This window comes from Streptomyces sp. NPDC104202 (assembly GCF_055584185.1).
In genome coordinates, this window is record NZ_JBVJMN010000031.1 from 1 (window position 1) to 26,992 (window position 26,992).

General features: G+C 74.5%; 15 protein-coding genes. 11 read left to right on the top strand and 4 right to left on the bottom strand.

Annotation, left to right across the window (positions count from 1 at the left end; translation table 11 throughout):
- The 9 genes from ACZ60W_RS20495 to ACZ60W_RS20535 all read left to right on the top strand — a co-directional run.
- Positions 1 to 8,928: amino acid adenylation domain-containing protein (locus ACZ60W_RS20495; protein ID WP_469756749.1), on the top strand; the 8,928-nt coding region annotated here is incomplete at its 5' end.
- Entirely contained in the window at positions 8,928 to 10,172 is a 1,245-nt protein-coding gene (ccrA, locus tag ACZ60W_RS20500) for a crotonyl-CoA carboxylase/reductase (RefSeq protein WP_469756750.1), read from the top strand. The genes ACZ60W_RS20495 and ccrA, both read left to right, overlap by 1 nt.
- Before the next feature lie 97 nt (positions 10,173 to 10,269).
- A complete protein-coding gene (locus ACZ60W_RS20505; protein ID WP_148001029.1) occupies positions 10,270 to 10,479 on the top strand; it encodes an MbtH family protein in 210 nt (69 codons plus the stop codon).
- Between the two features lie 4 nt (positions 10,480 to 10,483).
- Positions 10,484 to 11,107, top strand: coding sequence for a 4'-phosphopantetheinyl transferase family protein (locus ACZ60W_RS20510; protein WP_469756751.1), 624 nt, complete (start codon positions 10,484 to 10,486; stop codon positions 11,105 to 11,107).
- 50 nt (positions 11,108 to 11,157) lie between these two features.
- Entirely contained in the window at positions 11,158 to 14,883 is a 3,726-nt protein-coding gene (locus ACZ60W_RS20515; RefSeq protein WP_469756752.1) for an ABC transporter ATP-binding protein, read from the top strand.
- On the top strand, positions 14,880 to 15,905 hold the full coding sequence (locus tag ACZ60W_RS20520; RefSeq protein WP_469756753.1) for a 4-hydroxy-3-methylbut-2-enyl diphosphate reductase: 1,026 nt from the start codon (positions 14,880 to 14,882) through the stop codon (positions 15,903 to 15,905). Before ACZ60W_RS20515 ends, ACZ60W_RS20520 begins: the two co-directional genes overlap by 4 nt.
- A 17-nt stretch (positions 15,906 to 15,922) precedes the next feature.
- Complete coding sequence (locus tag ACZ60W_RS20525; protein WP_469756754.1) at positions 15,923 to 17,743, top strand: 1-deoxy-D-xylulose-5-phosphate synthase; 1,821 nt, start codon at positions 15,923 to 15,925, stop codon at positions 17,741 to 17,743.
- Between the two features lie 40 nt (positions 17,744 to 17,783).
- Positions 17,784 to 18,941, top strand: coding sequence for a flavodoxin-dependent (E)-4-hydroxy-3-methylbut-2-enyl-diphosphate synthase (gene ispG, locus ACZ60W_RS20530; RefSeq protein WP_469756755.1), 1,158 nt, complete (start codon positions 17,784 to 17,786; stop codon positions 18,939 to 18,941).
- Between the two features lie 89 nt (positions 18,942 to 19,030).
- Entirely contained in the window at positions 19,031 to 19,564 is a 534-nt protein-coding gene (locus tag ACZ60W_RS20535) for a 2'-5' RNA ligase family protein (RefSeq protein ID WP_469756756.1), read from the top strand.
- Positions 19,565 to 19,624: 60 nt separating this feature from the next.
- Here ACZ60W_RS20535 and ACZ60W_RS20540 read toward each other — a convergent pair whose 3' ends face one another.
- Positions 19,625 to 21,391, bottom strand: a complete 1,767-nt coding sequence (locus tag ACZ60W_RS20540; RefSeq protein WP_469756757.1) for an Imm49 family immunity protein — start codon at positions 21,389 to 21,391, stop codon at positions 19,625 to 19,627.
- Positions 21,392 to 21,643: 252 nt separating this feature from the next.
- On the opposite strand from ACZ60W_RS20540, the gene ACZ60W_RS20545 reads away from it, so the two are divergent.
- Positions 21,644 to 23,500 (top strand): SpoIIE family protein phosphatase, encoded by a 1,857-nt coding sequence (locus tag ACZ60W_RS20545; protein ID WP_469756758.1) that lies wholly within the window; start codon positions 21,644 to 21,646, stop codon positions 23,498 to 23,500.
- A gap of 81 nt (positions 23,501 to 23,581) precedes the next feature.
- Here the strand turns inward: ACZ60W_RS20545 and ACZ60W_RS20550 are convergent, their stop codons facing one another.
- Complete coding sequence (locus tag ACZ60W_RS20550) at positions 23,582 to 24,508, bottom strand: serine hydrolase (RefSeq protein ID WP_469756759.1); 927 nt, start codon at positions 24,506 to 24,508, stop codon at positions 23,582 to 23,584.
- Between the two features lie 166 nt (positions 24,509 to 24,674).
- Here ACZ60W_RS20550 and ACZ60W_RS20555 point away from each other — a divergent pair, with 166 nt between their 5' ends.
- Positions 24,675 to 24,827, top strand: coding sequence for a hypothetical protein (locus ACZ60W_RS20555; RefSeq protein ID WP_469756760.1), 153 nt, complete (start codon positions 24,675 to 24,677; stop codon positions 24,825 to 24,827).
- A 122-nt stretch (positions 24,828 to 24,949) separates the two neighbouring features.
- On the opposite strand, the gene ACZ60W_RS20560 is transcribed toward ACZ60W_RS20555, so the two are convergent.
- Both ACZ60W_RS20560 and ACZ60W_RS20565 read right to left on the bottom strand, forming a co-directional pair.
- A complete protein-coding gene (locus tag ACZ60W_RS20560; protein ID WP_469756761.1) occupies positions 24,950 to 26,275 on the bottom strand; it encodes a class I SAM-dependent methyltransferase in 1,326 nt (441 codons plus the stop codon).
- A gap of 200 nt (positions 26,276 to 26,475) precedes the next feature.
- Complete coding sequence (locus ACZ60W_RS20565; protein ID WP_469756762.1) at positions 26,476 to 26,985, bottom strand: SUKH-4 family immunity protein; 510 nt, start codon at positions 26,983 to 26,985, stop codon at positions 26,476 to 26,478.
- Positions 26,986 to 26,992 lie beyond the last annotated feature (7 nt).

Consider the following 26,992-nt stretch of genomic DNA (forward strand, 5'->3'; position numbering starts at 1 on the left):
ATCCTCTGTGGTCTGTTCGCGGAGATCCTGGGTCTGTCCCGGGTCGGTATCGACGACAGTTTCTTCGACCTCGGTGGCCACTCGCTGCTCGCGACGCGGCTCGTCTCCCGGATCCGCACGGTCCTCGGCGTCGAGCTCCCCGTCCGCGCACTGTTCGAGACACCCACCGTCGCCGCCCTCGCTCCCTGCCTGGAGCGGGGAGGGGAGAGCAGGCCCCCGCTCGTCGCGCGGCAGCGGCCCGCCGACGTCCCGCTGTCCTTCGCGCAGCGGCGCCTCTGGGCCCTGAGCGGGCTCGGTGCGACGGCAGGTACATACAACATCCCGATGGTCACCCGGCTCCGCGGCCCGCTGGACGCCTTCGCGCTGGAGACCGCGCTCGCCGACGTGGTGACCCGCCACGAGTCGCTCCGCACGGTGTTCCCCGCGACGTCCGACGGCACGCCCACGCAGGTCGTGCTCGACCCGGCCGAGGCCCGCCCGTACCTGCACGTCGTCCCGGTCGCCGAGTCCGACGTCGAGGCGGCCGTGGCCGCGGCGCAGCGCCTGGACTTCGCCCTCGACACCGATCTGCCGCTGCGCGCGCAGCTGTTGGAGGTGGGCACGGACGACCACGTCCTCGTCCTGGTGCTGCACCACATCGCCGGCGACGCCTCCTCGATGCGGCCCCTGATCCGGGACCTGGCCACCGCGTACACCGCGCGCGCCGAGGGCGCGGCGCCGGAGTGGGTGCCGCTCCCGGTCCAGTACGCGGACTACGCGCTGTGGCAGCGCGAGGTGCTCGGCGACGAGACCGACCCCGACAGCGAGATCGCACGCCACCTCGCCCACTGGACGCGGACCCTCGCCGGCCTGCCCGAGGTGCTGGCGCTGCCCACCGACCGGCCTCGCCCGGAGGAGGCGGGCCACGAGGGCGGACTCGTGCCGCTCACGCTCGACGGCGAGCTGCACGCCGGGCTGCTCGACCTCGCCCGCTCCAGCCGGACCACGGTCTTCATGGTCCTCCAGGCGGCGCTCGCGACGCTGCTGACCCGGCTCGGCGCGGGGGAGGACATCCCGCTGGGCACGCCGGTGGCCGGGCGCGGTGACGAGGCCCTCGACGACCTCGTCGGCTTCTTCGTCAACACGCTGGTGCTGCGTACGGACACGTCCGGCAACCCGTCCTTCCGCGACCTGCTGTCCCGGGTCCGGGAGACCGACCTCGCCGCCTACGGTCACCAGGACGTGCCGTTCGAGCGGGTCGTGGACGCGGTCGCGCCGCGCCGGTCGGCCGCGCACCACCCGCTGTTCCAGGTCATGCTCTCCCTGGACAACGTCTCGCGGGCCGACGTGAGCCTCGCCGGGCTGACCGTCGACGCCGTCGGCGAGCCGGCCGGTGACGGGGCCGGGCGGGCCAAGTTCGACCTGTCGGTGCGGCTCTCCGAGCAGCGCTCCGACGAGGACGGACCGGCCGGCCTGCACGGCACCGTGGCCTACGCGGCAGACCTGTTCGACCGGGCGACGGTCGAGGCGATGGCGGAGCGTTTTGTCACCGTCCTCAAGGCCGTGGTCGCGGACGCCGACCGCCGGATCGAGGATCTCGACATCCTCGGCGCCGCCGAGCGCGAGCTGCTGCTCCACGGCTGGAACGACACCGCCCGCCCGCTCCCGGACCTCCTGGTCCCGGAACTGATCGAGGCCCAGGTCGCCCGCACCCCCGACGCGCCCGCCCTCTCCGCGGGCGACGTGACCCTCACCTACGCGGAGCTCAACGCGCGGGCGAACCGCCTCGCGCATCTGCTCGTCGGGCGGGGCGCGGGTCCGGAGTCGGTCGTGGCGATCGCGGTGCCGCGGTCGCCGGAGATGATCGTCGCGGTGCTCGCCGTGCTGAAGTCCGGCGCGGCCTACCTGCCCGTCGACACCGAGTACCCCGCCGACCGCATCGCGTACTTCTTCGAGGACGCCCGGCCCTGCCTGGTCGTCACCAGCACCGGGGCCGAGGAGCGGGTGCCGGCCGCGGCCGCCGCCGGCCGGATCGTCGTCGACGCGCCGGACACCGTGGCCGCGCTCGCCGCCCAGGAGGTGCGGAACCCGGTCGACGCCGACCGGACCGCCCCGCTGACGGCCCGCACGCCCGCCTACGTCATCTACACCTCCGGCTCCACCGGCCGCCCCAAGGGCGTCGTCGTCGAGCACGGCGGCATCCCCAACATCGTCCTGGCCCGCACGGGTCCGTACGCCATGGGCCCCGGCAGCAGGGCGCTGCAGTTCGCGTCGCTCAGCTTCGACGCCGCGATGTCGGAGATCTGCACCCCGCTCTCCGCCGGAGCGTGCCTGGTCCTCGGTCCGGCCGACATGCTGCTCCAGGTCGCCGAGCTGCCCGTGCTGCTGCGCGAGCAGCGCGTCACCCACGCGACGCTGCCGCCCGCGGTGCTCGCCCAGCTCACGCCCGCGAACCTGCGGACGGTCCGCACCCTCGTGACGGCGGGCGAGGCCGCCCCGGCCGGTCTGGTCGCCACGTGGGCGCCCGGACGCCGCATGTTCAACGCGTACGGTCCCACGGAGACCACGGTCTCCTGCACCATGGCCGGGCCGCTCGCACCCGAGGCCGGTGTGCCGCCGATCGGCGGCCCGCTGCCCAACACCCGGGTGTACGTGCTCGACGACCGGCTGCGTCCGGTCCCGGTCGGCGTCCCCGGCGAGCTGTACGTCGCCGGGATCGGCGTGGCCCGGGGCTACCTGCGGCGCCCCGGGCTGAGCGCCGAGCGGTTCGTCGCCGACCCGTTCGGGACGCCGGGCAGCCGGATGTACCGCACCGGCGACGTCGTCAGCCGGATGCGCGACGGCCGGCTGCGGTTCGTCGGCCGCGCCGACGGCCAGGTGAAGCTGCGCGGCTTCCGCATCGAACTCGGCGAGGTGGAGGCCGCCCTGACGGGCGCGCCGGGTGTCGCGCGTGCCGTGGCGACCGTACGGGAGGACCGCCCGGGCGTCCGTCAGCTCGTCGGCTACCTCGTGCCGGACGCCGGGGCCGGACTCGACCTCGGAGCGGTGCGGACCCACCTGCGGGCCACCCTGCCCGCGCACCTGCTGCCGTCCGTGCTCATGGAGATCGAGCGGGTTCCGCTGACCGTCAACGGAAAGACCGACAAGGCGGCGCTGCCCGCCCCCGAGCAGCCCGGGACCGCCCCGGCCGCCCCGGCGGCGAACGGGTCTCCGGAGCCGTCCGCCGGCGACGACCCGCGTGCCCTGCTCCGCCGGATCGTGGGAGACGTCCTCGGCCTGGCCGACGTCGGCGCCGACGACAACTTCTTCGCCCTGGGCGGCGACAGCATCAACGCCATCCAGGTCGCCGGCCGCGCCCGCCAGGCCGGCCTCGTCCTCACCCCGCGGGACATCTTCCGGCACCAGACCGTCGCGGAGCTGGCAGCCGCGATCCGTCCCGCCGCCGCGGAGGCCGCGCCCGTCGCCGACGACGGCGTCGGCGCCGTCCCCGGCACCCCGGTCGTCCGCTGGCTCCACCAGCTCGGCGGCCCGTTCCAGGGCCTCAACCAGTCGGTGGTGCTCCGGGTTCCCGGCGGCCTCGGCCAGGACGCACTGACCCGGGCCGTCCAGGCCGTCGTCGACCACCACGACGTGCTGCGCGCCCGGCTCACCGGCGCCGCGCTCGGCCTGCCGTGGAACCTGGAGACCGCTCCGCGCGGCACCGTCGACGCCCGGACCTGTGTCACCCGCGTCGACGTCCGGGACACGGCGGCCGACGCCGCCGACCTCGCCGCCGCGGTCTCCGCGCACGGCGAGGAAGCCCGGCGCCGGCTCGACCCGGAGAACGGCGTCCTGCTCCAGGTCGTCTGGTTCGACGCCGGACCGGACGAGCAGGGCCTCCTCCTCGTCCTCCTCCACCACCTCGTCGTCGACGGCGTGTCCTGGCGGATCCTGCTGCCCGACCTCGCCGACGCCTGGCAGGCGGCCCGCGCGGGCCGCGACCCCCGGCCCGCGCCGGTCGGCACCACCTTCCGCCGCTGGGCGCAGGCCCTCGTCATAGAGGCGCAGAACCCGGCCCGCATCGCCGAACTCCCGCTCTGGCGGCAGCAGACGCAGGGCGACGATCCGCTCCTCGGAGCCCGCCGCCTCGACCCCGCCGTCGACACCCGGGAGACCGCCGAGCACCTGACGGCAGCCCTGCCCGCGGACCTGACGACGGCGCTGCTCACCGACGTGCCCGCCCGGTTCCGCACCCAGATCAACGACGTGCTGCTCACCGGCCTGACCCTCGCCGTCGCCCGCTGGCGCCGCCGCTGGACCCAGGAAGCGTCCCACGCGGTCCTCGTCGACATGGAGGGCCACGGCCGCGAGGAGCTCGACGAGACCCTCGACCTCTCCCGCACGGTCGGCTGGTTCACCAGCCGCTTCCCCGTGCGGCTCGACCCGGGCCCCGTCGACCTGGACGACGCGCTGGACGGCGGCGCGGCGACCGTCGCCGCCCTGGGACGGGTCAAGGAGCAACTGCGCGCCCTCCCCGACAACGGACTCGGCTACGGCCTGCTCCGCCACCTCAACGCGGACACCGCGCTCGCCCTGGCGGGCGCCGCCACCCCGCAGATCGGCTTCAACTACCTCGGCCGGGTCGGCAGCGGTGCCGACACCCTCGGCGAGGCGGGCCCCGCCGGCTGGTCCAGCGCGTCGGACCTGCGCATCCCGCTGCTCCCCGCCGACCCGGGCATGCCGTTCGGGCACGCGGTCGAGATCAACGCGGTCACCCGGGACGGCGACGACGGGCCGCGGCTCCACGTCACGTACTCCTGGCCCGCCGGACTCTTCGACCGCGCCGAGATGGCGGAGCTCGCCGAGCTGTGGTTCACCGCCCTGCGCGCCCTCGCCGACCCCGGCCAGTCCGAGCGCGGCGACGCGTTCACCCCCGGCGATCTGCCGACGTCCGGGCTGACCCAGCCCGAGATCGACGGCTTCGCCGCCGCCCCCGGCGGTCTGGAGGACGCCTTCGCGCTCACCCCGCTCCAGGAGGGCCTGTTCTTCCACGCCCTCCAGGCGGACGACAGCGGCACCGACGTCTACACCGTCCAGCTCGTCCTCGACCTCGAAGGCCCGCTGGACCCGGCGGCCCTGCGCGCCGCCGGACAGACCGTCCTGGACCGGCACCCCAACCTGCGGGCGGGCTTCCACCACCGCGCGGACGGCGCGGCCGTCCAGGTCGTGCCGCGCGCCGCGGCCCTGCCCTGGACCGAGACGGACCTCGGCGCGCTGCCCGACGACGCCGCGCGGAGCGCACTCGTCGCGCTCACCGAGGCCGCCCGTGCCCACCGGTTCGACCTGAGCCGGCCGCCCCTGGTCCGGTTCCTGCTGATCCGCCTCGGCGACGAGCGCCACCGGCTGGTCATCACCAAGCACCACATCCTGCTCGACGGCTGGTCCATGCCGCTGTTCCTGCGCGAACTGGTCACCCTGTACGAGAACGGCGGCGACGCGGCCACCCTGCCCGCCCCCGCCCCGTTCCGCGCGTACGTCGACTGGCTGGCCGCGCAGGACCGCACGGTCAGCGAGCGGGCCTGGCGCGACACCCTCGCCGGGGTCGAGGAGCCCACCCTGCTCGCCCCCGGCCGGGGACCGGCCGCGCCCGCGCTGCCCGAGCAGCTCGTGCACGACCTGTCGCCGGAGCTCACCGCCACCCTCCAGGGGCACGCGGCCCGGGCCGGCGTCACCATGAACACCGTGGTCCAGACGGCCTGGGCGCTCGTCCTCGGCCGTCACCTCGGCCGCGACGACGTCCTGTTCGGCACCACCGTCTCCGGCCGGCCGCCGGAGCTCCCCGGCGCCGAGAACATGATCGGCCTGTTCATCAACACCCTGCCGGTACGGGTCCGCTTCGACCGCTCCGAACGCTGGAGCGCCGCCCTGGCCCGCGTCCAGGACGAACAGACCGCCCTGCGCACCCACCAGTACCTCGGCCTCGCCGACGTGCACCGGATCGCGGGCCTCCGGCCGCTGTTCGACACCGCCCTCGTCTACGAGAACTACCCGCTGCCCGAGGACACCGAGCGCTCCCCGTCCCGGCTCCGCGCCACGGCGGTGCAGGGCCGCGACGCCGCCCACTACCCGCTGCTGCTCGTCGCGTCGCTGCGTTCGCAGGGCCTGCGGTTCCGTCTCGACCACCGGCCCGACGTGCTCGGGGAGGCGACCGCCCCCGCCCTGCTGGAGCGGCTGACCCGCGTCCTGGAGTCGGTGGCCGCCGATCCCGAGCAGCCGGTGGGACGCGTCTCGGGGCTCTCCCGGGAGGAGCGGCGCGCGCTCGCCGACGGCGGCGCGCGGACCCCGCTCGCGGCCGGCGACCCCGGCGACACGATCCACGGCCGGGTCGCCGCCCTCGCCGCCCGCACCCCGGACGCCACCGCGGTCTCCCAGGGGGACGAGCGGCTCACGTGGCGGGAGCTGGACGAGCGGGCCAACCGGCTGGCACGGCTGCTGCGCGAGCTGGGCACCGGCCCCGAGGAGCGGGTCGGCATCCTGCTCGACCGGTCGCCGCTGCTCGTCGTCGCCTTCCTCGCCGTCCTCAAGGCGGGCGCGGTCTGCGTCCCGCTGGCGCCCGCCCACCCCGCGCAGCGGCAGCGGACCGTCCTGGAACGCGCCGGCGCGCGCCTGCTGCTGACCGACGCGGCCCGCGCCGCCGAACGGGCCGGCGCGCCCGACGGCGTGACGGCCGTCGCCGTCGACACCGACCCGCGTCCGGCCCGCCAGGACCCCACGGACCCGGGCGTCACCGTCGAGCCGGAGCGGCTGGCGTACGTCATGTTCACCTCCGGCTCCACCGGCGTCCCCAAGGGCGTGGCGGTCACCCACCGCGACGTCGTCGAGCTCGCCGACGAGCCCTGCTGGGCCCCGGGTGCCCGGGAGCGGATGCTGTTCCACTCGTCGCACGCCTGGGACGCCGCCCTGCTGGAGCTGTGGGGGCCGCTGCTGAACCACGGCACGGTCGTCGTCGCCCCGCCCGGCGAGACCGACCTGAAGGAGCTGGCACGGCTCCTGGTCGACGAGCGCGTCACCGGACTCTGGCTGACGGCCGGCCTGTTCCGCTGGCTGGCCGAGGAGGAGCCGGACTGCTTCGCCGGCGTCCGCGAGGTGCGCACCGGAGGTGACGTCGTCCCCGCCGACGCCGTCCGCAAGGTCCTCGCCGCCTGCCCCGGCACCGTCGTCAGCAACGGCTACGGGCCCACCGAGACCACCGTGTTCGCCACCCACCACATCATGCGGGCGGGCGACCCGGTCCCGGACAACGTGCCGATCGGCGTCCCGCTGCACGGGATGTCCGCCTACGTGCTCTCCCCGGAGCTGCAGCCGGTGCCCGCCGGGGCCGTCGGCGAGCTGTACCTCGCCGGCTCCGGGCTCGCCCGCGGCTACGAGAACGACCCCGCGCTCAGCGCCCGGTCCTTCGTCGCCGACCCCTTCGGGAGCCCGGGGGCGAGGATGTACCGTTCCGGAGACCTGGCCCGCCGCCGCCCGGACGGCACCCTGGAGTTCGTCGGCCGTGCCGACGACCAGGTGAAGCTGCGCGGGTTCCGGATCGAGCTCAGCGAGGTCGACGGCGCCCTCGCGGCCCTGCCCGGCGTGGCCCACGCGGTCTCCCTGGTCCGTGAGGACCGGCCCGGCGACAAGCGCCTCGTCGCCTACGCCGTGCCCGCGCCCGACGGACCCGCCCCGGACCCCGCGGAGCTGCGCGCCCGGCTGGCCGAGACGCTGCCGGACTACCTCGTCCCGGCCCGGATCGTCCCGCTCGACGTCCTGCCGCTGACCGCGAACGGCAAGCTGGACAGGGCTGCGCTGCCCGCCCCCGCCGACGGCGCCGCGCGCTCCGGCCGCGGCCCCCGCACGCCGCGCGAGGAGCTGCTGTGCGGCCTGTTCGCCGACGTCCTCGGCGTCGAGGGGGCCGGCATCGACGACGACTTCTTCGCCCTGGGCGGCAACTCGCTGCTCGCGGCCGGACTCGTCAGCCGCGTCCGCGCCGTCCTCGGCGTCGAACTCGGCATCCAGGCCCTGTTCCTGGCCCCCACGGTCGCCGGACTCGCCGCCGCCCTCGACGACGAGGACCCGGCCGCCGCCGGAGCGCTCGACGTCCTGCTGCCGCTGCGCACCCGGGGCGACCTTGCGCCCGTCTTCTGCTTCCACGCCGCGGGCGGTCTGAGCTGGCGGTACGCGGCCCTGCTGCGGCACCTGCCGGCCGGCCACCCGGTGTACGGCCTCCAGGCCCGCGCCTTCGCCGAGCCCGGCCACCGCCCGGCGAGCCTGGAGGAGGCGGCCGCCGACTACGTGGAGCAGATCCGCGCCGTCCGGCCGACCGGCCCCTACCACCTGGTGGGCTGGTCGCTCGGCGGCCTGGTCGCCCAGGCGGCGGCGGTCCTCCTGGAGGAGGCCGGCGAGGAGGTCGCGACCGTCGCGGTCCTGGACTCCTACCCGGCGCGGCCGGGCGACCCGGTGACCGTTCCCCCGGCGCCGCAGGTCCTCGGCGCCCTCCTGGACGCGGCGGGCGTCGGCCCGGACCGGGGCGACGAGGAGCTCACCCCCGAGGCGGGCGCCGCGCTCCTGCGGGCCCGCGGCGGACCGCTCGCGGCTCTGCTCGCCGACCGCGTCGGCGCCCTCGTCGACGCGTACCGCACCGGTGTCGAGCTGCGGGCGGGCTTCGCCCCGCGCCGCTTCGGGGGCGACCTGCTCCTCTTCGTCGCGAACGGCGGTGCGGGCGGCCGGGCTTCCCGGCCCGACCCCGTGCCCCTCCCCGCGGCCGCCGCCGCCGAGAAGGCCGACCGCTGGCGCCCGTACGTCGCCGGCACCATCGCCGTCCACCCGGTCGGCTGCCGTCACGAGGACATGCTGCGGCCCGAACCGCTGGCCGTCGTCGGCGGCGCGATCGCCGCCCATCTGAACAACCGCACCACACGGAAGGACATCTGATGACCCGGGAGTTGTACGCGCTGGGGGAGACTCCGCCCCTGGGCGAGGTGCCCCGCTACATGCACGCCGGCGTGATCCGCCGCGAGCGCTACGGGCCGCCCGAGCAGTCGATCCAGGTCGAGACGGTGGAGGTGCCCCCGGTCGGCCGCGGGCAGGTCCTCATCTGGGTGATGGCCGCCGGGATCAACTACAACGGCGTCTGGGCCGGACTCGGCACCCCCGCCGACGTCATCGCCGACCGCCGACGGGCCGGCGACCCGCTCGACTTCCACATCGCCGGGTCCGAGGGAGCCGGCGTGGTCTGGGCCGTCGGCGAGGGGGTGAAGCAGCTGAAGGTCGGCGACCACGTCATCGTCGGCGGCGTCGCCTGGGACGAGTCGGCCCCCGACATCCGCCTCGGCACCGACCCGACCGCCTCCCGCTCCCAGCGTGCCTGGGGCTACGAGTCGAACCACGGCTCCTTCGCCCAGTTCACCGTGGCCGACGAGTACCAGTGCCACAAGAAGCCCCCGCACCTCTCCTGGGAGGAGGCCGGCTGCTTCCTCGGCGGCGGCTCCACCTCGTACCGCATGCTCATGGGCTGGCACCCGCACACGGTCCGGCCGGGCGACCCCGTCCTCGTCTGGGGCGGCGCCGGCGGCCTCGGCTCCATGGCGATACAGATCGTGAAATACTTCGGCGGAATTCCCGTCGCCGTGGTGTCGGACGACGACAAATTCGACTACTGTAAGCGCCTGGGGGCGCACGGCGTCATCAATCGGAATGAATTCGACCACTGGGGTCGGCTGCCCGATTCGAGCGACACCGTCGCCTACCGGGAATGGCTCTCGGGGGTCCGTTCCTTCGGCCGGGCCTTCTGGGATGCGCTCGGCGAGCGCAGGGACCCCGCCATCGTCCTGGAGCACCCGGGACGGGCCACCCTCCCCACCTCGGTCTACGTCTGCGACCGCGCCGGCATGGTCGTCACCTGCGCCGGCACCAGCGGCTACAACGGCGACATCGACCTGCGGTTCCTCTGGATGTTCCAGAAGCGGCTGCAGGGCTCGCACGCCGCCAACGTACGCCAGACCGCGGCGATCATCGAGCTCGTCGCGGCCGGCCACATCGACCCCTGCCTCAGCCTCGCGCTGCCGTTCGACGAGATCGGCCGGGCGCACCAGATGGTCTACGAGAACAAGCAGCCGCCCGGCAACGTGGCGGTCCTCGTGAACGCGCCGGAACCCGGTCTCACGGACATGCGCTGAATTCTCTTGGAAAAGGGTTGCCGATCTTTCTCCGGTTGGTTAGAAAGAATGGCGACGGAAACAAGAAATTGCTTCGGAAAAGGAAAAGGGAAAAGAAATGACGAACCCGTTCGAGAACGCCGACGGCCGCTACCTCGTCCTCGTGAACGACGAGGGCCAGTACTCCCTGTGGCCGGACTTCGCCGAGGTCCCGGCCGGCTGGGAGGTCGCTCTCGGGGAGAGCGACCGCCAGGCGTGCCTCGACCACATCGAGGCCCACTGGACGGACATGCGCCCCAAGAGCCTCGTCCGCGCGATGGCGTCCTGACCCGGTGACCGGCCCCGACGCCGTCACGGTGCTCTGGGGCCCCGTCGCCTCCGGCGAACGGCGCGCGGCGCACACCACGCTGCTGCGCGCCGCCGCGGAGCTCACCGGCAGCCCGCTCCACCGCATCGGGTTCGCCCACGACCCCGGCGGCCGCCCCCGGCTCACCGGAGACGCAGCCCGGCTCCACGTGAGCGTGAGCCACAGTCCGGGAGCCCGGGCCGTGGCACTGGCCCGGACCCCGGTCGGCGTCGACATCGAGACCGTACGGCCGCTGCCCGCCCTCGCCATGGCCCGGCGCTGGCTCGCCCCCGGCGACGCCGACTGGGTCGGCCGCCTCCCCGCCGCGGACCGGGGCCCCGCCTTCTACTGGCTCTGGACCCAGAAGGAGGCCGTCGGCAAGGCTCGCGGCCACGGACTCGCCCGCGGCGGGCTCACCCAGCCGCTGCCCCACCCCGCGCACTGGCCCCCGCCACCCGCCGAGGACACGCCACCCGCCCTGCGGGCCCTGCCCGGCACGACCGGGGCCGCCTGCACGGTCCTGCCCACCGGCACCGGCGCGCACGTCCTCGCGGTCGCCGGACTCGGCCCCCCGGGCACCCCGGTCGACCTGCGCCGCTGCGACGCATGACCCCCACCGCGACCCCACCCACCACCACCCTCACGAGAGGAGGCCCCGGGATGACGCACCCCACCGACGACACCGACCGGGGTTCCTGGACCGGGCGGCTCGCCCGCCGCTGTCTGCGCCACCGGCGCAGCGTGCTCGTCGCGGTCCTCGCCGCGCTCCTCGGAACCGCGACCAGCGCCCTCGTCCCCCTCGTCACCATGGTGATCGTCGACGACGTCGTCCTGCGCCCCGCCCGATCCGCCGCCCTGTGGACCGGAGCCCTGCTCGCCGTCGCCGCGCTCGGCTACCTCGCCGCCCACCTCCGCCGCCACCACGCCGGACGGCTCGCCGCCGACGTCCAGCACGACCTGCGGGTCGACCTGATCCGCTCGCTCTCCCGCCTGGACGGCGCACGCCGCGACGAACTGAGCACCGGTCAGCTCCTCGGCCGCTCCTCCGGGGACCTCAACATGGTCTTCGGACTCGTCTCCACCCTGCCCACGGCCATCTCCAGCGCGGCCCTCCTGCTCGTCTCCCTCGTCCTCATCGCGCTGCTCTCCCCGCTCCTCGCCCTGGTCGCACTCGCCCTCGTCCCCGCCCTGTGGTTCATCGGCCGACGCAGCCGCACCTGGCTCTACCCCGCGACCTGGTACGCACAGAACCAGGCCGCCGCCGTCGCCGGAGTGGTCGCCAGCTCCACCGCCGGCATCCGCGTGGTCAAGGGATTCGGCCAGGAACAGCGGGAGAGGGACCGGCTCGCCGACGCCGCCCGGCGGCTCTTCGCCGGCAGGATGCGCGCCGTACGGCTCAACGCCCGCTACGGGCCCGCCCTGCAGTGCGTCCCCTCCCTCGGACAGGTCGGCGCCCTCGCCGTCGGCGGCTGGCTCGCCGCACGCGGCGAACTCAGCCTCGGCGCCCTCCTCGCCTTCTCCTCCTACCTCGCCCAGCTCGTCGGCCCCGTCAAGACCCTCGCCGCGCTGCTCACCATGGGCCAGCAGGCGGGCGCCGGGATCGAGCGGGTCCTCGAAGTGATCGACACCCGCCCGCTGCTGACCGAGGGCACGGCACGGCTCCCCGAAGAGGGCCCCCTCGGCGTCGAGTTCGACCACGTCACCTTCGCCTACGGCGCCGGCCGGCCCGTCCTCACCGACCTCTCCCTCCGCGTCGAACCCGGCGAGACCCTGGCCCTCGTCGGCGCCCCCGGATCGGGCAAGTCCACCCTCGCCCTGCTCCTCTCCCGGTTCCACGACGTCTCCGAGGGAGCCGTGCGGATCGGCGGCGCCGACGTCCGCGACCTGACCTACGCCTCCCTGCGCGGCGCCGTCGCCGGCGTCCCCGAGGACACGGCCCTCCTCACCGGAACCGTCCGCGAGGCCATCGCCTACGGCCGGCCCGACGCCACCGACGCCGAGATCCACGCCGCCGCCCGCACCGCCCAGGCCCACGCCTTCGTCACCGCCCTGCCCGACGGCTACGCCACGGTCCTCGGCGAACGCGGCGCCCTGTCCGGCGGCCAGCGCCAGCGTCTCGCCCTCGCCCGCGCCCTCGCCGCCGCCCCCCGCGTCCTCGTCCTCGACGACGCCACCTCCGCCGTCGACGCCCGCGTCGAACAGCGCATCCACGACGCCCTGCGCGACCGGGCCGGTGACCGCACCACCCTGATCGTCGCCCGCCGCCGCTCCACCCTCGCCCTCGCCGACCGGATCGCCGTCCTCGACCACGGCCGGATCGTCGACCACGGCACCCACCACGAACTCACCGCCCGCTGCCCGCTCTACCGCACGATCCTCCAGCACGAGCCGACCACGGCTCCGGCCGCCGAAGCCGCCGCCCCGCCGCAGGCCCCCGCCGGGCACCGGAAGCGCCCCGCGCCGACCACCCCGAAGACCGCCACCGCCCCGCACTCCGCGGCCGCGCGCATGCAGGCCCGCGTCGCGGCGCTCCCGCCGGCCCTCGACGTCCCCGGCGTCGACGAGGCGGAGGCCGCCCGCGACCCCCGGACCCACGGCGACGGAGAGTTCGGACTGCGCCACCTGCTGCGCGGCCACCGCCTGCCGCTCGCCCTCGGCCTCGCCCTCGTCGTCGCCGACGCGCTGGCCGGACTCACCCTGCCCCTCGTCCTGCGCCAGGGCATCGAGGGCGGCGCCCACCGCCTCGCCCTCGGCGTCGTCGCCACGGCCTCCCTCACCGCGCTGGCGCTCGTCCTCGCCCAGTACGCCGTCCAGTGGGCCGCGGTCCGGGTCACCGGACGCACGGGGGAGCGGCTTCTGTACGGCCTGCGCATCCGGGTCTTCGCGCATCTGCACCGCCTGGGGCTGGACCACTTCGAGAACGAGGCGTCCGGCCGCACCCTCACCCGGATGACCACGGACGTCGACTCGCTCTCCTCCTTCCTCCAGACCGGTCTGATCGGCGTCCTCGTCAGCCTCCTCACCCTGGTCGGCGTGCTCGTCGCGCTCGGCGCCGCCGATGCCGGGATGCTCCTCGTCGTGCTCGCCGTCCTCCCGCCGATCGCCCTCGCCACCGTCGTCTTCCGCCGGGCCTCCGCCCGCAGTTACGCGGACGCCCGGGAACGGCTCGCCGTCGTCAACGGAGCCCTCCAGGAGAGCGCGGCCGCCATGCGCACCGTGCAGGCGTTCCGCCGCGAGGAATCCGTCGTCACCACCTTCGCCCGGCACAGCGACGCCTACCGGCGCGCCCGCGTCCGCGGCCAGCTCCTGTCCGCCCGCTACTTCCCCTTCATCCAGCTCCTCGCCGCCTGCGTCACCGCCGTCGTCCTCGCCGTCGGAGCGCACCGGGTGGCCGCGGGCACCATGACGGTCGGCGCCCTCGTCGCCTACCTCCTCTACCTGGACCTCTTCTTCGTCCCGGTGCAGCAGCTCTCCCAGCTCTTCGACGGCTACCAGCAGGCCCAGGTGTCCCTGCTGCGGATCCGGGACCTCCTCCGGCTGCGCAGCACCACCCCGAACGCCGCCGACGCGCGCCCCGTCCGCTCCCTGCGCGGCGAACTCGTCTTCGACGACGTCGACTTCCACTACCGCGACGGCCGTCCGGCGCTGACCGCGATCCGGCTGCGCATCCCGCAGGGCCAGACCGTCGCCTTCGTCGGCACCACCGGCGCCGGCAAGTCGACCCTCGTCAAGCTCGCCGCCCGGTTCCACGACCCGACCCGCGGAACCGTCCGCGTCGACGGGACCGACCTGCGCGACCTGGACCTCACCGCCTACCGGAAACGGCTCGGCGTCGTCCCCCAGGAGCCCTACCTCTTCGCCGGAACCGTCCGCGAGGCCATCGCCTACGGCCGGCCCGACGCCACCGACGCCGAGGTCACCGACGCGGCCCGCAGGGTCGGCGCCCACGACACCCTCAGCGCCCTCGACTCCGGCTACGACCACCGCGTGACCGAAGGCGGACACAACCTCTCCGCCGGACAGCGGCAACTCGTCTCGCTGGCCCGCGCGGAACTCGTCCGCCCCGACGTCCTCCTGCTCGACGAGGCCACCGCCGCCCTCGACCTCGCCACCGAGGCCCTGGTCAACCGGGCGACCGAACGCCTCGTCAGCGGCCGCACCGCCCTGATCGTCGCCCACCGCCTCAGCGTCGCCTCCCGCGCCGACCGCGTCGTCGTCGTCGACGACGGCCGCATCCGGGAGGACGGCACCCACGACGAACTCCTCGCCCTGGACGGGATCTACGCCGCGCTGTGGCGCGCCTCGCAGGGGCACCCACCCGCGGCGGTCCCCGCCCCGCGCCCCGCAACCCTCACCCACGACTCCTACGAACGGAACGCTTCATGAGCGCCACCATCCGACCGGCCGGCCCGGACGCCCCGGCCGACCACCGGCCCCCGCGCGTCGTCCTCGCCCAGCCGCGCGGCTTCTGCGCCGGAGTGCGCCGTGCCATCGGCATCGTGGAACGCGCCCTCGACCTCCACGGCGCCCCCGTGTACGTCCGCAAGGAGATCGTCCACAACCACCACGTCGTGGCCGAGCTGGAGAAGCGCGGCGCCCGCTTCGTCGACAGCGAGGAGGAGGTGCCCGAAGGCGCCGTGTGCGTCTTCTCCGCCCACGGAGTCTCCCCGGCCGTCCGCAGCGGCGCCGCCGACCGCCGCCTCGAAGTCATCGACGCCACCTGCCCCCTGGTCTCCAAGGTCCACCAGGCCGCCGTCCGCTACGCCCGCGACGGCCGGACGATCCTGCTCGTCGGCCACGCCGAGCACGAGGAGGTCGAAGGCGTCCGCGGCGAGGCCCCCGAGCGCACCATCGTCGTCGAGAACGAGGACGACGTCGCCGCCCTCGACCTCCCGGACGACACACCCGTCGCCTACCTCACCCAGACCACCCTCTCCTTCGACGAGACCCGCCGGGTCGTCGACGCCCTGCGCGCCCGCTTCACCGACCTCGCCGGCCCCGCCGACGGCGACATCTGCTACGCCAGCCAGAACCGCCAGAACGCCGTCAAGTCCCTCGCCCGCCACAACGACCTCGTCCTGGTCGTCGGCTCCCGCAACTCCAGCAACTCGATCCGGATGGTCGAGGTCGCCAGCGAACACGGCAGCGCCGCCCACCTCGTCCCCGACGCCGGCCACCTCGACGAGACCTGGCTCGCCGGGGTCTCCAGCATCGGCATCAGCTCCGGAGCCAGCGCCCCCGAGATCCTCGTCCGCGGCCTCGTCGACCGGCTCGCCGCACTCGGCTGGCACGACGTCGAACTGGACGACGGCATCGCCGAGGACGTCGTCTTCTCCATGCCCGCCCGGCTGGCCGACCCGGTCACCGGCCGGGTACCCCGGACCCCTCTGGCCGATGAGGCCCTGTGACCAGAACAGGATCTGTCATGACGTCGATCGCATCGGTCCACGGACCCGACGACCTCCGCGCCCTCACCCCCGCGCAGACCGAGGAGCTCGCCGCGGACATCCGCCGCCTCCTCGTCGAGGAGGTCACCCGCACCGGCGGCCACCTCGGCCCCAGCCTCGGCGTCGTCGAGCTCACCCTCGCCCTGCACCGGGTCTTCGAGTCCCCGCGCGACCAGATCCTGTGGGACACCGGGCACCAGACCTACCCCCACAAGATCATCACCGGCCGGGCGGACGCCTTCGGCACCCTGCGCCAGCCGGGCGGCCTCTCCGGCTACCCCTCGCGCGCCGAGTCCGCGCACGACGTCATCGAGAACTCCCACGCCTCCACCGTCCTGTCCTACGCCGACGGCCTCGCCAAGGCCCACCGGCTGACCGGTGCCACCGACCGCGCCGTCGTCGCCGTCATCGGCGACGGCGCCCTGACCGGCGGCATGGCCTGGGAGGCACTCAACAACCTCGCCGACGGCGCCGACCGCCCGGTCGTCGTCGTCCTCAACGACAACACCCGCTCCTACGCCCCCACCGTCGGCGGCATCCCCGCCCACCTGGCCCGCCTGCGCACCGAGGACCGCCCCCCGCACTCCGTCTTCGAGAACCTCGGCCTCGCGTACGTCGGCCCCGTCGACGGCCACGACATCGAAGCCCTCGAAGAGGCGCTCCGCCACGCCGCCGGACTCGGCCGGCCCGTCGTCGTCCACTGCCTGACCGAGAAGGGCCGCGGCCACGCCCCCGCCGAACAGGACGAGGCCGACCGCTTCCACGCCGTACGCCCCCGCCCCGCCGACCGCACCACGCCCCGCCCCGCCCCCGAACCCGCCTGGACCGACGTCTTCGGCGACGAACTCGCCGCCCTCGGCGCCCGGTGCCCCGACGTGGTCGCCCTCACCGCGGCCATGCTCGCCCCCACCGGCCTCACCGCCTTCGCCGAGCGCTTCCCCGACCGCACCTTCGACGTCGGCATCGCCGAGCAGCACGCCGTCACGTCCGCGGCCGGCCTCGCCCTCGGCGGCCTGCACCCGGTCGTCGCGGTCTACGCCACCTTCCTCAACCGCGCCTTCGACCAGATGCTGCTCGACGTCGCCCTGCACCGCGCCCCGGTCACCTTCGTCCTCGACCGGGCCGGCGTCACCGGCGACGACGGCGCCTCCCACAACGGCATGTGGGATCTGTCGCTGTTCCAGATGGTCCCCGGCCTGCGCGTGGCCGCCCCGCGCGACGCCGCCACCCTGCGCCGCGCCCTGCGCGAGGCCCTCGCCGTCCAGGACGGCCCCACCGCACTGCGCTTCCCCAAGGGCTCCCCGGACCGCGACATCCCCGCCGTCGCCACCCTCGACGGCATGGACGTCCTGCGGCGCTCGGGCTCGCGGGCCCAGGACGTCCTGCTCGTCTCCGTCGGCGCCATGGCCGGGGTCTGCCTGGAGGCCGCCGACCGCCTCGCCGAGCACGGATTCGGCGTCACCGTCGTCGACCCGCGCTGGATCGCCCCCGTCCCCTCCGCCCTCGTGGAACTCGGCCTCGGCCACTCCCTCGTCGCCACCGTCGAGGACGGCGGCCGCAGCGGCGGCGCCGGCGCCGCGATCGCCCAGGCCCTCGCCGACGCGGGCGCCCGCACCCCCGTCCGCACCTTCGGACTGCCCCAGCGCTTCCTCGACCACGGCCGCCGCGACGACATCCTCGCCGCCCACGGCCTGACCGGCCGCCACATCGCCCGGGCCGTCGTCGAGGCCCTCGCCGGCCGCGACGACTCCGTCTCGATCGGCGACCTGGACCCCCAGCCCGTCGGCGCCGACCAGTGAACCGCCCGCCCCTCACCCGTACCAGAGCAGGAGACACCCCATGACGGTCGCCCTCGGCCTGCCGCCGATGCCCGCCCCGGTCCTCGGCGCCCGCCGCCCCACCCGCCAGCTCCAGGTCGGCAGGGTCGGCGTCGGCAGCAGGTCCCCGATCTCCGTCCAGTCCATGACGACCACCCTCACCTCGGACGTCAACGCCACCCTCCAGCAGATCGCCGAACTCACCGCCGCGGGCTGCGACATCGTGCGGGTGGCATGCCCCTCCCAGGACGACGCGGACGCCCTGCCCGCCATCGCCGCCAAGTCGCCGATCCCGGTGATCGCGGACATCCACTTCCAGCCCCGCTACGTCTTCGCCGCCATCGAGGCGGGCTGCGCCGCCGTCCGCGTCAACCCCGGCAACATCAAGAAGTTCGACGACCGGGTCAAGGACATCGCCCGCGCCGCCAAGGACCACGGCACCCCCATCCGCATCGGCGTCAACGCCGGCTCCCTGGACGCCCGGCTGCTGAAGAAATACGGCAAGGCCACCCCGGAGGCCCTGGTGGAGTCGGCGCTGTGGGAGGCGGGCCTCTTCGCCGAACACGACTTCCACGACCTCAAGATCTCCGTGAAGCACAACGACCCCGTCGTCATGGTCCGTGCCTACGAACTCCTCGCCGAGGCATGCGACTACCCCCTGCACCTCGGCGTCACCGAGGCCGGACCGGCCTTCCAGGGCACCGTCAAGTCCGCCGTCGCCTTCGGCGCGCTGCTGCGCCAGGGCATCGGCGACACCGTCCGCGTCTCGCTCTCCGCACCCCCGGTCGAGGAGGTCAAGGTCGCCGACCAGATCCTCCAGTCGCTCAACCTGCGCCCGCGGAAGCTGGACATCGTCTCCTGCCCGTCCTGCGGCCGCGCCCAGGTCGACGTCTACAAGCTCGCCGCCGAGGTGAGCGCCGGCCTGGAGGGCATGGAGGTCCCGCTGCGCGTCGCCGTGATGGGCTGCGTCGTCAACGGCCCCGGCGAGGCCCGCGAGGCCGACCTGGGCGTCGCCTCCGGCAACGGCAAGGGCCAGATCTTCGTGAAGGGCGAAGTCGTCCGGACCGTCCCCGAGTCGAAGATCGTCGAGACCCTCATCGAGGAGGCGCTGCGGCTCGCCGACGGGTTCGACACCGCCGCCCTCGGCACGGGCACGCCCCAGGTCGTGGCCGCGGGCTGACGCCGTCCACGGGCCCGGCCGTCCGGCCGGGCCCCGCCCACCCGGTGCGGTCCCGCCCCGGCCCCTGACCTGCCCGGTAGGCTGCGGCGGTGCGCACGGTCGAGCTCTTGTTGGACGAGGCGGCGGATCTCGCGGTACGGGAGGCCTGGCGGCGTCTCGCGGACGCGGGTCTGCCCAGTCAGGCACGCCACCGCTCGCCGACCAACAGTCCCCATCTCACCCTGGCCGCCTGCCCGGAGCTGACCGCTCCGATCCGCTGGGAGCTCGACGAGGTGGTCGCCGCCCTGCCCCTGCCGGTGCGCTTCACCGGCGTCGTCCGCTTCGAGCGGCCCACCTCGGTACTCGCCTGGGGGCTGGACCCCGACCCCGCACTGACCGGCCTCCAGCGCCGCGTCTGGGAAGCGGTGACCTCGGACAGCCCGCCCGAGACCCTCAACCCGTTCCACGCGCCCGAGCGCTGGAGCCCCCACATCACCCTCGGTCGCACCCGCCGTGCGGGCGCCTTCGCCGGCCGACGCGTCCCCGAACTGCTGCCCGTACCGCCGCTCTCGGCCCGGCTCGTCACGCTCCGCAGCTACGACACGGAGACCGGATCCCTGGAGGTGCTGGAGCCTCGCTCCTGACACCCGCGGCGCCCGACCGCTCGGTGGGGACCCGTGCGGGCCGGTCGGGCCCCACCCCTCCTAGAAGGGCTCGGCGCCCTTCAGGATCGCCGGCGGAAGGTAGGGCGACTCGACACGGACGGCCCAGCCGCGGCGGCGCGCGTGGCAGGCCAGGGCGAGGACGTCGAGGTTGACGGAGGCGTCCGGGTCGTCGGCGCGGTCGGCGACCTGGTAGTAGGCGCGGTGTGCTTCGAGGGCGTCCGCGAGGGCCAGGCCGAAGCTCTCCTCGTCGCCCTCGACGAGCTGCGACAGCAGCACGACCGGCGGCATCGCGAAGCCCCAGTTCTTGGCCGTCTCCGCGTACTGCAGGGCCCGCTGCACGGCGGCCTCGGGCTCGACGCCCTTCAGGTACGCGTGGAGGGCCGTGCGGTACGGGCCGAAGGCGGAACGGTCCTCGCCGGTGAAGGCGGGGCCGGTGAGGACCAGCGGGGCGAGGTCCTCCCGTGCGCCGGTGATCAGCGCCAGGGCGGTGGCCGTCTGCCAGTTGTGCGCGCCGGCGGTCGCCGTGCCGCCGCCCGGGTAGCGCAGCGTGCGTCCGTCGACGGTCACCTCGGCGTCACTGCCCGGCTCGGCGAGGGCGGCGCGGAACAGGGCCGCCCCGGCCTGGGAGGCGAGGCGGAGCCCCGCCCACTGGCCGTCCGTGACGCCGCCGGGGCTCGCGGAACGCCACTGGAAGAGGCGCTCTTGGTCGTCCATCACCCCCTCCAGCCGCCGGAGCGAGAGGGGTTCGTCGCCGACCTGCGTGAACGCCTCCTCGACGTGCCGGTCGTACAGGGCCTCCAGCCGGGGGTCCAGGGGGCTCTCGTCGCCGGGCCGCTCCACGACCAGCGGCCCGGCGGCGAGCTCGGCGACCGCGTCGGGCCGCCTGTCCCGCCCGAAGGCGCCGACCCGCGGGCCCCGCGACTCGAAGCCCGTGACCAGCGCGTGCGGGAGGTAGTCGGTGCGGACGGCCGGCGTCCAGCCCCACGTGCGGTACGCCAGGGCGGCGAGGGCGAGGGGGACGAGCGGCAGCAGGCCGCCGGGGGAGGCGGAGTACCGGTTCCGGCCGGCCTCGTGGGTGAGGAGGTCCGTCAGCGCGGTGTCGAAGGCCGGCCGGTCCGCGGCGGTCACGGCGCGCAGCGCGCGCAGTGCCACGGTGTCCGGTCCGTCCAGGAGGGGCTTGCCGGTCTCCTCGGCGCGGACGCGGACGCGGTCGAGCGCCGCGTCGAGTGCGGCGAGCTTGGCCTGCGCGGTCGGCGGGTACTCCTCGTCGTTCCCGGTGTCGTCCAGGACCACCGCCGTCAGCCCCGTGGCGAGCTCGCCCCCGGGCGTTCCCTGCGCCTTCTCCACGAACTTCAGCCGGGCGAAGTGGAAGGCCTCGCCGTGCCACGTCGCCCTGTCCGTGAGCAGCGCCAGGCAGAGCGCGTCGGTCCATCCTCCGGCGGAGACGCTCTCCTCGGCAATGTCCTCGCCCGGCTCCGGGTCGTACCCCATGCCGAAGTTCACGTAGTCCAGGAAGACGTGGAAGCTGCAGTGCGGGGAGTACGCGGCGTAGGCGACGGCGCCGGCCGCGGCCTCGGCGGCGTCCTTGAGGGCGGCCCTGGCCTCCGGGAAGTCGAGAGCGGGAGTGGCCACCGAGAGCGCGCCCAGGTAGTCGAGGAACTCCTCGGAGATCCTGTCCCACTCGTAGGTCGTCATCCGGCCGCCCTTCGACATGGACCGCACCATGCCCCCGACGCGGTTCGCGAAGTCCTCCCGAGCCGCCGACACGGCGGCCTGGCTGACCTGGTGACGCTCTATCTGCTGCACTGCCCGCTCCTTGATCGATCCGAATCCAGACTAGAGGCGGCCACTGACAGCCCGGCGTCCGGCGTGACGAGGGAGCCCGGGGCCGGTCGTCCTCCACCGAGGAGGAGGTACCGGGGGAGCCGGTGCCGCCGAACGGGGCGCTTTCGCGTGTCCCGTCCGCGCCTTCCGAAGGGCCGGTGCCAGGCTGGACACCCTGCGCCACGGGGTGCTCGGAGGAGTCACGCGGGCGGGCGGCGGGCCGAGCGCGAACCGATGGGCCGCGGAGAGGGTGGAGGTGGGCGCGTGCCCAGGGGTCCGCTGTTGTCCCTGCGGGGGATCACCAAGCACTTCGGAGGCGTCGTCGCCCTCGACGCGGTCGACCTGTGGGTGGACCGGGGGCAGGTACTCGGTCTGGTCGGCGACAGCGGGGCCGGCAAGAGCACCCTGGTCAAAGCGGTCTCCGGGGTGGCACCGCCGGACGCGGGCACCATCGAGTGGCGGGGTGCCCCCGTCGACCTGCGCCGGCCCGCCGACGCCCAGCGGCTCGGCATCGCCACGGTCTACCAGGATCCGTCCCTCGTCGACCGGCTCGACGTGGTCTCCAACCTCTATCTCGGCCGCGAACTGCGCCGGTTCGGCGTCCTGCGCCAGATCGAGATAGAGAAGCGTTCCCTTGCGCTGTTCGAACGACTCGCCATCAGCACTCCCGGCATCCGGACCCCGGTGAAGGCACTCACCCTGGGCGAGCGGCAGACCGTCGCCATCGCCCGCGCCCTGCTGGACGAGCCCCAGCTGATCGTGCTCGACGAGCCGACGGCCACGCTCACCGTCGAACAGACCTCCCGCATGCTCGACCTGATCGGCCGGCTGCGGGACGAAGGCCACGCCGTGATCATGGTCAGCCACAATCTCGACGACGTCCAGGCCGTCGCCGACCGCATCACCGTGCTCCGGCTGGGCACCAACGGCGGCGAGTTCGAAGCCCGGTACACCAGCCAGGAGCAGCTCGCGGCCGCCATCAGCGGCGGCCACCCCCTCGCGGTGACCCTCCAGCAGAGCCTGCTGCCCCGCGGGCTGCCCGCACAGGACGCCGTCGAGGCCGCCCACCGCTACCTCCCCGCCCACGCCGGGGTGGGCGGCGACTGGTTCGACGTGATCCCGCTGTCGGGCGCACGGGTCGCCCTCGTGGTCGGCGACGTCGTCGGGCACGGCCTGCACGCCGCCGCCACCATGGGACGGCTCCGCACCGCCGTGCACAACCTCGCCATGCTCGACCTGCCGCCCGACGAACTCCTCACCCGCCTCGACGAGGTCGTCGCCCGCATCGACGAGGAGCAGACCGCCGGCGGCCGCGCGGAGGCCATCATCGGCGCCACCTGCCTCTACGCCACGTACGACCCGGTCACCTGCCGCTGCCAGCTCGCCCGCGCCGGCCACCTGCCCGCCATCGTGGTGAGCCCCGCCGGCGTCACGGACATCCCCGACACCCCCGTCGGTCCGCCCCTGGGCCTGGGCGGACTGCCCTTCACCACGATCGAGTTCGACGTTCCCGAGGGCAGCCGCCTGGTCCTCTACACCGACGGTCTGGTGGAGTCCCGGAGCCACGACATCGACGTCGGCCTGGACCGCCTGCGCGCCGCCCTGTCCCGCCCCGGGGACAGCCCGGAGCAGACCTGCCAGGCCGTACTGGGCGCGATGCTTCCGGCGGACTCGGCCGACGACATCGCCCTGCTGGTCGCACGCACCCGCGCCCTGCCGGGCGACCGGATCGCCGAGTGGAACGTCCCGCCCGACCCGTCGGCCGTGGCCGCTACCCGCGCCGCGGCCACGGAGCACCTGCGTCGCTGGGGCCTGGAGGAACTGGCCCTCGGCACGGAACTGATCCTCAGCGAGCTCGTCACCAACGCCATCCGCTACGGCGCCGGCCCGATCGGCGTGCGCCTCGTCCACGCCCGGACGCTGATCTGCCAGGTCGCCGACGGCAGCAGCACCTCGCCGCGCGTCCGGCTGGCCGCGGACACCGACGAAGGCGGACGCGGCCTCTTCCTGGTCGGACAGATCGCCCAGCGGTGGGGCACGCGCTACACCGAGAACGGGAAGATCATCTGGACCGAACAGAACCTCCCCTGACCACGCGGCCCGGCGGAGATCGGCGACGGGAGAGACCCGCCCCCGCGCCCCTGCCCGCGCGGACGGCGTGTGAGGAAGGTGTCAGCCCTGCGGCGGCACCGCGACGTGCGCCTCCCTGGGCACCGTGGTCGGCGCGTAGCGCGTCGCCGCCGGGGCGGTGGGGGTGAGGTCCCGGTGGATCACCTTCGACACGGCCTGGATCGTGTTCACGCCGTAGCTCATCGAGCCGTTCCCGTCGGTGAGCACCGTGATGGTGTAGTCGTGGCCGCCGCCCTGGAAGGTGCCGACGCTGTGCACGCGCCAGCCGCGCGTCGCGCGCTGCAGCCAGCCGTTCTTGACGTGCACGGACACGGAGGCGGGCGCGCCGGCGGGGGTGCCCCACTTCTGCGAGGTCACGACCTGGCCCATGAGCTTCTGGATGTAGGTGCGGGCGTTGTCGCTCAGGACCGTGTTCTTGCCGGTGATCAGCGAGAGCAGCCGCTGCTCGTCGGTGACGTTGATCCGGGTCAGGCCCCAGTACCCGCCGGATCCCGGAACGGTCCGCGTCATGCCGGCGGCCGCCAGGAAGCCCTTCACCTTGGTGACGCCGAGCTGGTTCCACAGGGAGGTGGTGGCCGCGTTGTCCGACTTGGTGATCATCGCGGTGGCGAGGCCGGACTCGCGAGCGGTCAGGTACCGGTTCGTCTTCTTCGCGTCCCACAGCAGCGTGGCGAGGACGGTCACCTTCACGACGCTGGCCGAGTCGTACGCGGTCGTGGCCCGCAGGGTGCAGGTCGTGTTGGTGGTGCGGTCCCGCAGACCGACGGCGACGGTGCCGGAGCGCGTGGCGAGCGCGGCCGTGATGTCCCGCTGCAGCTTGGTGGCGAGCCCCGCCTTGCCGGACGTGCAGCTGACCTGCGGCACGGTGGCCGCGGCGGCGGGCGTCGCGCCCGCGACGACCGGCACGAGCATTCCGGCGGCGGCCACCGCCGGAAGCACGCGGGCGCGCATCGATATGTGGTGATTCATGTGGGTCCCCCTGGAAACGAAGCGAACGCGCCCGCGGCGCACTCGCCTTATAGGACTCATGAGCGTACGGATGGTTGTACGACCCAAGAGAGCCGGGGTCGGGGGACGCGCGAGGCATCCGCCCGGGGGGTCCGCTACGAAGAACAGACAAGGGAGGAGAGAGGCGGTGGATCCGATGTCCGAGGAAGAGTTCCTCCGGCTCCTCGCCGAGGCCAAGGAGGAAGCCCGGAGGGTTTCCCTGCCCCCGGTGGCGGCCGACGACGAGTCGCTGTACGAACTGCGCGCTCAGCACGCCGAATCGGGAGCCGCGGCCCACTGATCGGGCCGGACGCCCCGGACGCGGACTGCAGCGGCCGACGGTGACCCTGCGAGGTCGTCAGGGGAAGGGGAGGCGGCGCGGCCGAGGAGCGGGCAGGCCCGCCGCCCCGGCCCCCGTCCTCCTCAGATGGGGGAGGAGGCCACCCGGGACGCGGGCACGGGGACGGCCGGAGCCTCCGCCGCGTACCAGGCAGCCGGGGTGGGAGCCATGGACGCGCCCCCCTCCCGGGAAGGACGCACGGCGAGGACGTGGTCCACCCCCATGCGCCGCTCGGCGAAGGCGAGCGACGCACCGGCGAGGTACAGCCGCCAGACCCTGCACGTCGTGGTGCCGACGAGCGCCTCGAACCGCGTCCAGTCGGCTTCCAGCCGCTCGCGCCACGCGTCGATGGTCCGCGTGTAGTGCTCCCGGACGGACTCGGCGTGCCGGACTTCGAGGCCCGACGTCTCCAGCACGTCGATGGTCCGGCCCACGGGCCTCATGTGCATGTCGGGAGCGATGTACGTCTCGATGAACCGTCCTCCGCCGGGCGCGACGTCCCCGCGCGACATCTGCTGGACGAAAAGCCGGCCCCCCGGCCGCAGGCAGCCGTACAGCTTGGCGGCGAACTCCGGATACTCGGCGTCGCCCACGTGCTCGCCCATCTCGACGGCCGTCGCCGCGTCGAAGCCGGCCGTGTCGATGTCGCGCCAGTGCCTCAGCTCGACGTCCACCAGATCGCTCACGCCCTCGCGCGCGCACCGGTCGACGACGAAGTCCCGCTGCGCACGGGACAGGGTGACGGCGGTCACGCGGGCCTTGTGCTCCACGGCCGCGTACACCGCCAGCGAACCCCAGCCGCAGCCCACGTCCAGCAGCCGGTCCCCGGCCCGCAGGCCGACCTTGCGGCAGATCAGCTCCAGCTTGTCGCGCTGGGCCTCGGCCAGTCCGTACGCCGGACCCGCCTCCCGCGTCCAATACCCGCAGGAGTAGGCCATCGACGCGTCCAGAAGCAGGGCGTAGAACTCGTTCCCGAGGTCGTAGTGGTGGCTGATCGCGGCCCGGTCGCGGCCCGTGCTGTGCATCCGGCCACTGAGTCGTGCCCGGCCGTCGGGACGCCGAGGCGGCGGTCCGGCCGCTCCCAGCCCCACGGCCAGGGCGCCCGCTCCCGCCAGGGCGGCGGGCCCTCGCCGGGCGACTCCCTGGTCACGCACCGCGCGACCGGCCCGGGACAGCGCGTCCGCGAGGTCCCCCTCGACGTCGAGGTCCCCGGTGACGTACGCCTCCGCCAGACCCAGTTCGCCCGGCTGCCACAACAGCCGGCGCAGCGCCGCGGGCGAACGGACCGTGACGAGCGGTGCGTCATCCGGGCCCGCGTGGCTGCCGTCCCAGGCGCGGAGCCGCACCGGCAGGGGCCCGGCCACGAAGCGGCCGAGCAGGTCGGCGAGACGATCGGCGGCCGTCCTCAACGCATGCTCCCTTCACCGAGGAGCATCTGGTCGACCGAGGCCGTCCCGGATCCGGTCACGGCCGTCTCGTGCTGTTCCACTCGCTGCTCCCGCCACCCGACGCGCCGCGGACGCGGCACGGTTCACCGGTACTTCGCAGCCGACGGCCCGCCGGATGGGAAGAAATGAGACGAGCGGCCGTCGGCCGTCCGACGCGAGGACTACGCGTCCTCCGGCACCAGCACACCCAGCTCGACGTCCTCGAACACCCGTGACCACCAGGAGTCCTCGTCCGAGAAGGCCGACGGATCCGCCTTTCGAGCCCGGTCGATCACCTCGTCCACCCAGTCCTCGTAGTCGTCGTCCTCGTCGCTCCTGCCGGAGCGGACGAAGTCCTCCCAGATCTCCAGCACCCTGGCCAGACCATCCACCGAGGCGTTGACCGGGCCGTACTGCTCCTCCGGCCCGTCGTGACAGCCCCTGACCATCCAGACCTCACCGCTGTCGGACCTCAGCCAGTACGTGTTGACACCGTCCTCGAAGGAACCGAGGAACACCGCCCGAACGCCGGCGACCTCCCGGACCCACAACTCCCTGTCCGGGTCGCGCACGAACATCCGGTGGCAGTCGACGGGCAGGCCCCGGTCGACGAGGAGACGCAGCGTCCCACCGTTCACCCCGCAGTCGGCGAGACCGTGCTCGTCATACGGCAACCAGGTCGCGTCACCCATGTCCATC

What these genes read in the sequence shown, in the direction of transcription:
- ACZ60W_RS20525 (WP_469756754.1), top strand. Translation starts at nt 15,923, where the DNA reads ATGACGTCGATCGCATCGGTCCACGGACCCGACGACCTCCGCGCCCTC.
- ispG (WP_469756755.1), top strand. Translation starts at nt 17,784, where the DNA reads ATGACGGTCGCCCTCGGCCTGCCGCCGATGCCCGCCCCGGTCCTCGGC.
- ccrA (WP_469756750.1), top strand. Translation starts at nt 8,928, where the DNA reads ATGACCCGGGAGTTGTACGCGCTGGGGGAGACTCCGCCCCTGGGCGAG.
- ACZ60W_RS20550 (WP_469756759.1), bottom strand. Translation starts at nt 24,508, where the DNA reads ATGAATCACCACATATCGATGCGCGCCCGCGTGCTTCCGGCGGTGGCC.
- ACZ60W_RS20545 (WP_469756758.1), top strand. Translation starts at nt 21,644, where the DNA reads ATGGGCCGCGGAGAGGGTGGAGGTGGGCGCGTGCCCAGGGGTCCGCTG.
- ACZ60W_RS20565 (WP_469756762.1), bottom strand. Translation starts at nt 26,985, where the DNA reads ATGGGTGACGCGACCTGGTTGCCGTATGACGAGCACGGTCTCGCCGAC.
- ACZ60W_RS20520 (WP_469756753.1), top strand. Translation starts at nt 14,880, where the DNA reads ATGAGCGCCACCATCCGACCGGCCGGCCCGGACGCCCCGGCCGACCAC.
- ACZ60W_RS20515 (WP_469756752.1), top strand. Translation starts at nt 11,158, where the DNA reads ATGACGCACCCCACCGACGACACCGACCGGGGTTCCTGGACCGGGCGG.
- ACZ60W_RS20505 (WP_148001029.1), top strand. Translation starts at nt 10,270, where the DNA reads ATGACGAACCCGTTCGAGAACGCCGACGGCCGCTACCTCGTCCTCGTG.